Annotated in this window: 8 protein-coding genes; 3 read left to right on the forward strand and 5 right to left on the reverse strand. The window is 65.4% G+C overall.

What is annotated here, in order from left to right; translation table 11 throughout:
- Positions 1-121 precede the first annotated feature (121 nt).
- From ABNS06_RS09055 to ABNS06_RS09065, 3 genes are all read right to left on the reverse strand, one after another.
- The gene (locus ABNS06_RS09055) at positions 122-2,356 is read right to left on the reverse strand and encodes a TonB-dependent receptor (RefSeq protein WP_348674048.1); all 2,235 of its coding nucleotides are present in this window, start codon (positions 2,354-2,356) and stop codon (positions 122-124) included.
- Between the two features lie 221 nt (positions 2,357-2,577).
- Positions 2,578-3,693, reverse strand: coding sequence for a hypothetical protein (locus tag ABNS06_RS09060; RefSeq protein WP_348674049.1), 1,116 nt, complete (start codon positions 3,691-3,693; stop codon positions 2,578-2,580).
- 50 nt (positions 3,694-3,743) lie between these two features.
- The gene (locus ABNS06_RS09065) at positions 3,744-5,522 is read right to left on the reverse strand and encodes a D-aminoacylase (RefSeq protein WP_348674050.1); all 1,779 of its coding nucleotides are present in this window, start codon (positions 5,520-5,522) and stop codon (positions 3,744-3,746) included.
- Between the two features lie 114 nt (positions 5,523-5,636).
- Here ABNS06_RS09065 and ABNS06_RS09070 point away from each other — a divergent pair, with 114 nt between their 5' ends.
- From ABNS06_RS09070 to ABNS06_RS09080, 3 genes are all read left to right on the forward strand, one after another.
- Positions 5,637-6,626 carry a LysR family transcriptional regulator gene (locus ABNS06_RS09070; protein ID WP_348674052.1) on the forward strand — a complete coding sequence of 330 codons (990 nt, stop codon included), beginning with the start codon at positions 5,637-5,639 and terminating at the stop codon, positions 6,624-6,626.
- Positions 6,627-6,739: 113 nt separating this feature from the next.
- Entirely contained in the window at positions 6,740-7,042 is a 303-nt protein-coding gene (locus ABNS06_RS09075) for a type II toxin-antitoxin system HigB family toxin (protein ID WP_348674053.1), read from the forward strand.
- A gap of 8 nt (positions 7,043-7,050) precedes the next feature.
- Positions 7,051-7,431 carry a transcriptional regulator gene (locus ABNS06_RS09080; RefSeq protein WP_348674054.1) on the forward strand — a complete coding sequence of 127 codons (381 nt, stop codon included), beginning with the start codon at positions 7,051-7,053 and terminating at the stop codon, positions 7,429-7,431.
- 137 nt (positions 7,432-7,568) lie between these two features.
- On the opposite strand, the gene ABNS06_RS09085 is transcribed toward ABNS06_RS09080, so the two are convergent.
- Entirely contained in the window at positions 7,569-8,873 is a 1,305-nt protein-coding gene (locus tag ABNS06_RS09085) for an alpha/beta fold hydrolase (RefSeq protein WP_348674056.1), read from the reverse strand.
- 38 nt (positions 8,874-8,911) lie between these two features.
- Positions 8,912-10,071, reverse strand: a 1,160-nt coding sequence (locus ABNS06_RS09090; RefSeq protein WP_348674058.1) for an amidohydrolase family protein, incomplete at its 5' end; no start/stop codon positions are given.

Consider the following 10,071-nt stretch of genomic DNA (forward strand, 5'->3'; position numbering starts at 1 on the left):
CGGTTTTCCCGCAATCCTGCGTTGTTGTTCGCTGACTTGGAATAACCAAGCGGCGCTCACTCCGCCTGGGCTTGCGCGAAAACCGGCTCCGTCTTGGTGGCGTGAATAACTCAGTGCTTCCCTAAAGGAACCACTCGACGAAGCCGAACACCGTCCGCGGGCGGCCGTAGGTCGCGTAGCCACGGGCGCCGGAGTCGGCGGGCACGCCGTTCGGGTACTGGAAGGAGTAGGTCACGTAGTCCTCGTCCAGCAGGTTCTTGCCGACCAGCGAGAGCTGCCAGTGGCCACGTTTCCAGGCCAGCCGGCCGTCGAGCAACTGGCGTTCGTCACCGCGTTCCGAATCCAGGTTGTCGGGCTGGGTGAACGTCATGCTCTGATGCGAGTAGGACATCGTGCCGGTGAAGCTCTCCGTCGGCGTCCAGGTCACGCCGACGGCACCGGTGTACTCAGGCGCGAACACGAACTGGTTGCCCGAGAAGTCCTCGCCGTTCTGTTCGAACTCCAGGAACTTGGTGTCGGCGTAGCCGGCGGTGAGATCGAAGGTGAAGGCATCGGTGGCCTCCCAGCTGACGCTGGTCTCGGCCCCGTACAGCCGGGAGTTGGCGGCGTTCTGCGTGATGAAGAAATTGCCGGCGAGAACCGGAACCTGCTGGTCCTCCCAGTCGATGTAGTAGATGTTGGCGGAGAAATCGATGCCCAGCTCGCGCAACTGGCCGCGCGCGCCGATCTCGTAGTTCCTGGTGTACTCGGGATCGAATTCGACGGCATTGCCGCTTTCCGTGTCGACATCAACGCCGCCGGCCCGATACGCCTCGTTGTAGGTCATGAACACCGACCACTGGTCCGACAGCGCGGCCCGCAGCCCAGCCTTGGGCAGGATGGCGTCGTAGGTCGTCTTGCCGCCCTGGAAGCCGTCGGTGTCGGGCGTCTGCCCCGTTGCCAGGACGAGCGGCAGCACGTCCAGGCCACCGGAGGTCGCCGCCGTCGTGAGGAAGCGGTCGCGTGAATCCAGTTCCTCGCGGTCGTAGCGCAGGCCGAGGGTGGCGGTCAGCGAATAGGGCAGCTCGATATCGAACTCCGTGAAGATCGCGATGTTTTCCGCTTCCTGAACGAGCTCCTGCTCGTAGTCCGCGAAGATCGGCGGATTCTCCACATAGGGAACGCCCTCCGCCTCGATCAGGGTGGACGTGTCGAATCGGCCGCCGTAAACCCCGATCACGCCGCTGTAGACCTCCGGGGAGCTCAGGTTCACCCGGAGTTCCTGGGTCCAGTTCTCACCGCGGTAGGCGGTGTCCAGGGCGCCGTCGTCGTAGTCCAGACCGTCGTAGTCGAGCAGGTAGTCCTGCGCCGACTTCATCCAGCCGGTGACCGCGGTGAACTGGAGGTCGCCCAGGTCATATACCGTTTCCCAGGACGCCGTGCGGCTGTCCACGTCGTTGTACGCCGGGTCGTTGGCCGAGCTGGTCCGGTAAAACGCCGGGTCGCTGGCTGCCTCGCCCGGTTCCATGTTGTAGACGCGTTTTCCCTGAAATTTCGACTTGCTGATCCCCAGGCGGCTGGTCAGCCCCGGAATGCCCAGCGGCGCCCAGGCCAGCTTGAAGCGGCCGACCTCGGTGCGTGATTTCGCGTACTCGTCATCATTGGTGTTGATGTCCGTGATGAACCCGTCATCCTTGTTGACGAGGCCGGAGACGCGAAACGCCAGCGAATCGAGGATTGGCCCGCCGCCGGCGTAACCGAGTTCGAAGGCGTTGCGAGATCCAAGGCCGGCCCGGACCACCGAGCCCCAGACCCAGGTGGGTTCCTTGGTCCGGACGATCATGGCGCCGCCCAGTGCGTTGCGGCCCTGGCTCGTTGACTGGGCGCCGCGGAGGATTTCCACCTGCTCCACGTCGAACAGGGTGCTGACCGACGACTGCTGGGAGTTCCGGTCCAGGGTCACGCCGTCAACCTGCACGCTGATCAGCGGGGCGCCCGACCCGTTGGCGGCGCCGTTCTGCGAAATGCCGCGGATGCTGACCCGCCCTTCCTCGTTGAAGTTCGCGTTGGCCACGCGGCGCAGCAGATCACCCAGCGATTCGTCGCCGTTCCGCTCCAGATCTTCCGCGTTGTGGATGCTCGCGGAGGTCGTGGATTCCTGCGCGGTGCGCTGGATCTTCTCGCCGCTGATGATCATGGTTCCGAGGTCGACCGAGTCGTCCTCGGCCTCGGGCGTGTCCGTCTCTTCGGTTGAAGATTCGGAGTCCGGTGTTTCCGTTTGCGCGGAGGCGTGAAACGGGATGACGAGTGCGGCGAGAGCCAGCAGGGCACTGCCGGCCAGACGGGCATTCAGGGGCGGGAGCTGAGTCGAAAGCATGATTACGTGTCCACCGTGTTTGAGCTGCGGATGCGATGGGTTTGCACCGTGCCTACTAGTCCACGCCGATCTCCGGATGCGGACATCCGTGTAACTACTGGATGTCGACGGATTCACTACTGATTGGGAAAAAAGAGCCAGCATGTGCGAACCATGCCAGCCGGCGCTCACGATCGCCCGTGATGAACGGGTGAACGCCGGCTGCGTCGTAGGTCAGCCCGTCAGCCCGCGTCGCCTGTTCGTGGTGCGCGCCCGCGCATCTTGACGATGCCGATCGTGAACAGCGGCGCGATGTAGACCAGCAGGAATCCCCAGGAGAGCAGGGCGTAGCCCTTGGCGACCAGGGCGACGATGCCGAACTGTGACAGCAGGATGCACAGCGTCAGCCCCAGTGCCCCGACGGCGAGGTGGGTCCTGCGCGTGGCCGGCGTGCCGCGGGACTCGATCAGCGCGCCGTCGATGCGTTCATTGACCGCCTGCGCGATCCCCGCGCTGGTTTCCACCAGCGTGCCGAACAGCACGATGGTGTAGATCGAGACCAGCGCCGGCATCGCCAGCAGCGCCATCGTTTCGTAGACCGGCAGTTCGGCGGAGATGACGGCGGGGTAGATCGCCAGAAAGGACAGGTGAAACAGGAATGCGGGCGCGATGAAGAACAGGGCGCTGCAAAATCCGGAGACCACCGCCTCGTGCCGCGTCTGGATGTCCCGCAGCGCGAACAGCACGCTGGGTATGGCCGCGGCGCTGAACCAGGCGTAGGTCGCGCCGCCCAGCATCCATCCGGGCAGGATGTCGCCGGAGGCGAGGGTATTGGCGATCTCGGGCGCGTGCTGCAGCGCCATGAGCACCACGTACAGGGCCAGCACCGCGTAGAGCACCGCGGACCAGAGCGTCAGCACGCGCTTGATCAGCGTTCGACCGAAAAAACTGAGCAGGCCGACCAACACGACCATTCCGACGATTCCGACGGACTCGGGAATCTTGAAGATGTCCGCGGTGATCTTGCCGGATGCCGAGGCGACCACGGCGAGGGCGACCATGGCGGTGGTCAGGTACAGCACTTCGAACACGCGCCAGAACGGACCGATCAGGTGGCGGAAGAAGCTGCGGTAGTCGTAGGCCTGGAACACGCGGGCGAACTCGTAGGTGCCCGCGAGGATGATGCCCAGCAGCACCGTTGCCAGCACCAGCGCGATGACGCCGCCGACGGGCCCGTACTGGGTGAAGAACTCCACGAGCTCCCGGCCGGTCGCGTAACCGCCACCGATGTTGACCGACTGGAACACCGCGGCGGGGATCACATAGGCCTTCACGATCCGGCCGGAAAAGACTGTCATCAATCACTCCGTTGATGTCGAACAGGGCGCTGGGCCCGGTGGCGCATGGCTTAGCCGGCCTGGGGTTCCGGCTGCCCCGGCCAGGTCCACTCGGCGGGACTGGTCCGGCAGCCGCCAGCCGGGGCATCGCTCCAGCCACGACCGCGCACCACCCGACCGGGGCGGGCCTCGGTGGGCTGGCCGTCCGCGAGCACCCGCGTCCCGTTGACCCAGACATCGGATACGCCGGTGGCGTACTGATGGGGCTCGGCGAACGTCGCGTGGTCCGTGATGGTGGCCGGGTCGAACAGCACCAGATCCGCATGGGCGCCCGGCTGCAACCGGCCACGATCGAGCAGGCCGAGGTGGTCGGCCGGCTGCGAGGTCATCTTTCGCACGGCCTCGGTCAGCGACATCACCTGCTCGTCGCGCACGTAATGCCCCAGCACACGCGCGAAGGTTCCGTAGGCGCGCGGATGCGGGTTGTACTTGAGAAAATCACCCTCCGCCGCGACGGCCGGGCTGTCCGACCCGAAGCTCATGTACGGCAACTTGAGCTGAGCCCGGGTGTTGGCTTCGGACATCGCGAAGTAGGCTACGCCGACCCGCGAACCATCCTCGATGACCAGGTCCATCGCGGTCTCTTCCGGCGAGGTGCCGCGCGCCTCGGCGACCTCCGCCAGGGTCTTGCCCACCAGCGGTTGCAGGTCCGGGTTTTCGAAGGCGGCCAGCAGCATGTTCTCGGCGCCGCCGACCACGCGATAAAGGTTCTCCCAGTCGTTGGTTTCGGCCTGCATTTCGGCGGCCACGCGGGCGCGGATCTCCGGGTTCCCGAGCCGTTCGATCCAGGCGTCCACACCGCCTTCCTGCACCCAGGGCGGCATCGCCGCATCCAGCCCGGTTGCCGAGGCCACGTAGGGATACATGTCTGTGGTGATGCGCAGCCCGTCGGCGCGGGCGGCCTCGATGCGCCCGACCACCTCGTCCAGCTTGTCCCAGTTGGCCTGGCCGCCCATCTTGAGGTGATAGATCTCCGTGGGCGTGCCACTGCGACGGGCAATGGTCAGCGTTTCGTCCACCGCCTCCAGAATCTGGTCCGTTTCGCTGCGCATGTGGGTGACGTAAATCCCGCCGCAGGCTCCGGCGGTCTCGGCCAGCGCGACCAGTTCCTCCGTGGTCGCGAAGGTCGAGGGCACGTAGATCAGTGCCGAAGCCACGCCCAGCGCGCCGTCTTCCATCGCATCGCGCACGAGCCGCCGCATCGCCCGTAGCTGCTCATCGCTCGGCTGCAGGTTGCCGCGGCCGAGTGTGTGCAGCCGCACCGTGGTCGCGCCAACAAAGGACGCGATGTTCTGCGTAACACCATGGTTTGCGACGAAGCTCAGGTACTCGTCCAGCGTCGTCCAGGGCAGGGGGGCATCGCCCAGTTCGGCGGCGAAATCCGGCCGCATCTCGGCTTCCATCTCCGGCGTCAACGGCCCCATGGACCAGCCTTCGCCCATGACCTGCAAGGTCACGCCCTGGCGCAGCTCGCTCATGCCGCGACCGTCCGCCAGCAGCGATTCGGTGGACCAGCTCAGCATGTTGATGAAACCAGGTGCCAGCACCAGTCCGCGGGCGTCGACTTCGGTCCGGCCCGCGCCGTCGACGGTCGGACCCAGCGCGGCGATGCGATCCCCCTTAACCGCCAGCGCGCCGGCAAAGCCAGGCTGGCCGCTGCCATCGATGATCCGGGCGTTGCGGATCACCAGATCGTAGGCTGGCTCCGGCGTGCGGTGACAGGCCGCGAGGCCGGCCAGCGTGGCCGAGAGCAGCAGGGCGGAAGGAAATCGAAATGTGGATGCAGTCATGCCGCGAGACCCTGCAGCAGCCGTCGCGGCCTGCCATCGGTGTTATCTCGGAATTCGTCCGCACGCCCAGGCGTTGTATCGTTTCCGGATGCCATTGAAGCCCGACCCGCAGCCTTGAATATCTCCGATGGGGAACGCCGCCGCGCCACGCGCGTGGACGCCCAGCTCATGTCCGACCTGTGGATTTTTCGCGCCGTTGCCCGCCTCGGCAGCATCACCGCCGCCGCCGCGCAGCTGCACGTGACCCAGGGCGCTGTCAGCCAGCGGGTTCTGCGGCTGGAACAGCGGCTGGGCGTGAACCTGTTCACCCGCGAGCACACCGGCGTGCGCCTCACGGCCTCCGGGGGCTTGCTCGCCAGATCCATGGACGACGTCTCCGCGTCGCTGCAATCGGCCCTGACCCAGATCCAGCGGCTGGAACGCCGTGCTCTGGTCGTGAGCTGTTCGCCTTCGGTCGCCACCGAATGGCTGATGCCCAACCTGCGTGGCTTCTACCGCGAATATCCGGATGTCGAACTCCAGGTTCGAGCCGAAATGACCACCCCCAGCGTCGCCTGGATGGACGCCGAGGGCGTCGATGTGCTCATCGACTACGGCCATACCGCCGTCGAGGGCGTGCACGAACTTGCCCGGGTCCAGGAATACACGCTGCCCGTCTGCTCACCCGAGCTGCGGCGTCGCCTGGATGAAGCCGGCGACACACTGGTGGATGTCGAACTGCTGCACGACAGCGCCGCCTGGCCCGAACCGTTCGGCAGCATCGCCAACGAGTGGCAGGAATGGATGGCCGTTCGCGGCCCCGTGCCCGGTGTGAACGTCATCGCCGAACGCCGGTTCAACCTCGCGTCACTGGCCTACCAGACCGCCATCTACGGAGAGGGTATCGCGCTCGGACGCATCGTCAGCGTCCAGCGACTGCTCGAATCCGGAGAACTCGTGGCCGCCGTGGACGCCGACCTGGTGTCCAGCGCATCGCACCGCGTGCTGGCACGAGAGCCCGCCGGGACCGATGCGAGAGCCGATCGATTCGTGCAATGGCTGACGGAATCGTTACAGCAGACGCAGCAGGATTCGGCGCGGCGGCTTGGAGTTGTGCCGCGGTAGCTTCTTCGGCTTGTTTGAACGCATGGGCTCGCTGGCTTGGGTTCAAGGGACAACTGCGATGAAACTGGTGGGCTTCAGTTGTTCGAGTCCCAAAATGGGACTACCATTCAGCCATGCGCATCATCGCTCTGTCGACGCTGAGAAATTTCTGGGAAAGCTCGCCGTCTTACGCGGATTCCATCGCGCCGGGAATGGCCTGGTATCGGGAAACCTTGAAGGCTGACTGGTCTACTCCGAATGAGGTGAAAGCCCAGTTCTCAAGCGCCAGCATCCTGCGAAATGGCCGTGCCGTCTTCAACATCGCTGGCAACAAATATCGGGTGGTGGTTTGGATCAATTACGCGTACCGCGTCGTTTATATCCGCTTCATCGGAACACACAAGCAGTACGACCAAATTGATGCACAGACAATTTGAGGTGTCCTATGGAAATTCGTCCCGTCAAAACAGAAGCTGACTACCAGGCAACCCTGAAGGAAATCGAAGGCCTCATGGCCGCGGAGGCCGGCTCGCCCGAAGGGGATCGGCTGGATGTGCTTGTAACGCTGGTTGAAGCCTACGAACGGGAGCACTACCCGATGGATTTCCCCGATCCGGTCGAGGCCATCAAGTTCCGAATGGAGCAGCAGGGCCTGACCGTGGAAGATCTCGTTCCGGTCATTGGGCGCAAGAATCGGGTCTACGAGATTCTGGCTCGGAAACGGCCCCTGACACTCCGCATGATCGAGGGATTGCACGAGACTTTCTCAATCCCCGCGGAAAGCCTGTTAAAGCGTAGCGCTCACCGTAGCGATCATGCGGCTTAGTGTTGGCAAGTTGGGAATAAAATTGAAAAAACCAACCTGGTTCAGGCCGAGTGCAATGAGCGTGCAAATTTAGCCATTGTGTCGTGATGTCCTGAGCAGAGCATTCCGATCATTCTCTAGCTTGATGTTGGCAGGGACTAAGGCGTGGCGGTGGCGCCCGCAGCCGCCAGCACCGCCTGCCTCACCGGCCCGAACGCTGATTTCAATGCCGCGATCGTGCAGGCCGTACCGCCACCGGCGGCGTGGTGCTGGAAGCCGTTCAGGCCTTCGGGCAGGAAGGGCTTGGTGTCGAGCAGGGTGACGTTGGCGCCGGCGGCCTTGAAGGTCTTGTAGGCGGTTTCGGAGTTCTTGAAGTCGACGACGGCGTCGCCGCTGGAGCCGCAGAGCAGCAGCGGGGCCTTGGGCGTCCAGTCCAGCAGGTCGTTGGCGGCGAGGTTCTGGCGGAACGGGTGGTCCGGGTCGCTGGCGACGGCGTCGACGAAGGCCGGCTCGCGCAGGGTTGCCAGGTTCTGGATCGGCGGGAATTCGCCGGATTGCCACAGCTTGATCAGGTTGAGCGGGCCGGGGAAGTAGTCATCCACCATGTCGCTGTAGGGCGCCTGCCAGACCTCGGTCGGGCTGTCGTAGAGATTCCCGTACACCTGCTGGTAGCTGTAGAGGGTGTAGGAGAACAGGATCGACGCCAGCGGGTTGGGGCCGGCGGTGGTCAGGCCTTGCCAGCCGTCGAGGAAGGTGTCGGTCATGGAGTAGGGGCCGCTGCTGGCCATGACGGCGGCGATCTGGAATTCGTCGGCGTAGTCGGCCTCGATGGCGCGCTGGGTGGCGAGCACCGAGTGGCCGCCCTGTGAGGCGCCGGTGAGCACCATCGGGCCGGCGACCGGAATGCCTTCCTGGGCGATGGCGGCCTTCGCGGCGCGCAGGCCGTCGATCATGGCCGTGGCTTCGGAATCGGCGTGCAGGTACGGGTGATACGGGTAGTCCGAGGCGCCGAGGCCGAGGTAGTCGACCATGACGATCACGTAGCCGTAGCCGGCGAAGAAGGTCTTCACGCGATCGGCGGTCTGGTCACCGGCCTTGACGCGGGTGCCGGGAGCCAGGCCCATCACCGTGTAAGGGGCGGGGCAGCCGTCGGGCACGACCATGGCGCCGGAGGTCTGTTCCGGTTCGCCTTTCACGCCCACGGTCTTGAACAGCAGGCGGTATATCTTGACGCCGCAGGCCGGCTCGCCGAGCTGCTCGCTGTAGTGGAATTCATTTGCCGCCTGCACGCCTTCGTCTCGCGGCACCGTGCGCACGAGTTCGACGGAGACGAGTTCGCCGCGGTGGTCTTTGACGATGGGCGCGGTGGTCGGTGCGGGCGGGGTGGTCTGGCAGGCGGTGGCCAGCAGCGCGACCAGCGTGGCGGCGAGCGGACGCAGGCCGCGAGCGGATGACAGGAACATGGACAAACTCCGTCGAATCATGAAGTCGAATGCCGCCGCTATCGGGCGGCGGCCTTGAGAACGGGGCGGCGCAGTACGCGGCCGGGGCGGGCGCCGGTGAGCTGGCCGTCGGCGATGGCGGCGGTGCCGTTGACCCACAGCCAATCGATGCCTTCGGAGAACTGCAGCGGATCCTCGAAGGTCGCCTTGTCCTGAATCCGCTCGGGATCGAACAGGGCGAGGTCGGCGGCCATGCCTTCGGCGATCAGCCCGCGATCGGGCAGGCCGAGCATGCGGGCGGGCATCCAGGTCATGCGCCGGATGGCCTCTTCCAGCGGAATGATGCCGTCCTCGCGCACGTATTTCGCCAGCACGCGGGGGAAGGCGCCGAAGGCCCGCGGATGCGAGCTTTGCGCGGTCTCCGGGTTCACCGGCGACATGTCGGTTTCGATCATCACCCAGCGCTCCTTGAGCGCCTCGACCTTCTGCGCCTCGTCGAGTACCTCGGGGGTGACGACCACGCCGCCGGCCTGGACCAGATCGAAGAACAGGGTCCAGACATCGATGCCGCGCGTGCTGGCGGCCTCGCCGACTGATTCGCCGGCCACGGACGGGTCCGCGGCGTTGCCGGCGTAGATGATCAGCACCTTGTCCCAGTTCTGGCCGGTGTGGTCGTAGTAGTTCTCGAAGCTGGTGTCGCCGGCTTCCATCTCGGCGCGGATCTGGCGCCGCAGGTCGGGGTCGGACAGCCGCTGTTGCAGGGCCTCGACGCCGTTCGCGTAGTACTGCGGCGGTACCAGTGCGGCGAGCCCGAGACCGACGCGGATGTAGGGGTAGATGTCCGCCGTCACCTCGATGCCCTGATCGCGCGCCGCGTTGATCCGCTTCAGCGCGTCGCGCATCAGGGGCCAGTTCTTCGCCCCGGCGGCCTTGAGGTGATAGACGTGCACCGGCACGCCCGCGCGCTGGCCGATGGCGATGCTCTGATCGATGGCCTCCAGCAGGTGGTGGCTTTCGTTGCGCATGTGCGTGGAATAGGCGCCGCCGTATTCGGCGACCACCTTGGCCAGCGCCACGATCTCGTCATCGCTGGCGTAGATGCCGGGCGGGTAGATCAGTGCGCTGGACAGTCCGGTGGCGCCGTCTTCCATGGCCTGCCGCACCAGGGCGCGCATCGCGTCCAGCTCATCGGGTGTCGGGGCGCGATCCTCCTCGCCAA

This window comes from uncultured Abyssibacter sp. (assembly GCF_964000955.1).
Taxonomy (GTDB): domain Bacteria; phylum Pseudomonadota; class Gammaproteobacteria; order Nevskiales; family OUC007; genus Abyssibacter.

Excerpts from the sequence above, each read along its gene's own strand:
- ABNS06_RS09075 (WP_348674053.1), top strand. The coding sequence starts at position 6,740 with ATGCGCATCATCGCTCTGTCGACGCTGAGAAATTTCTGGGAAAGCTCG.
- ABNS06_RS09065 (WP_348674050.1), bottom strand. The coding sequence starts at position 5,522 with ATGACTGCATCCACATTTCGATTTCCTTCCGCCCTGCTGCTCTCGGCC.
- ABNS06_RS09080 (WP_348674054.1), top strand. The coding sequence starts at position 7,051 with ATGGAAATTCGTCCCGTCAAAACAGAAGCTGACTACCAGGCAACCCTG.
- ABNS06_RS09055 (WP_348674048.1), bottom strand. The coding sequence starts at position 2,356 with ATGCTTTCGACTCAGCTCCCGCCCCTGAATGCCCGTCTGGCCGGCAGT.
- ABNS06_RS09060 (WP_348674049.1), bottom strand. The coding sequence starts at position 3,693 with ATGACAGTCTTTTCCGGCCGGATCGTGAAGGCCTATGTGATCCCCGCC.
- ABNS06_RS09085 (WP_348674056.1), bottom strand. The coding sequence starts at position 8,873 with ATGTTCCTGTCATCCGCTCGCGGCCTGCGTCCGCTCGCCGCCACGCTG.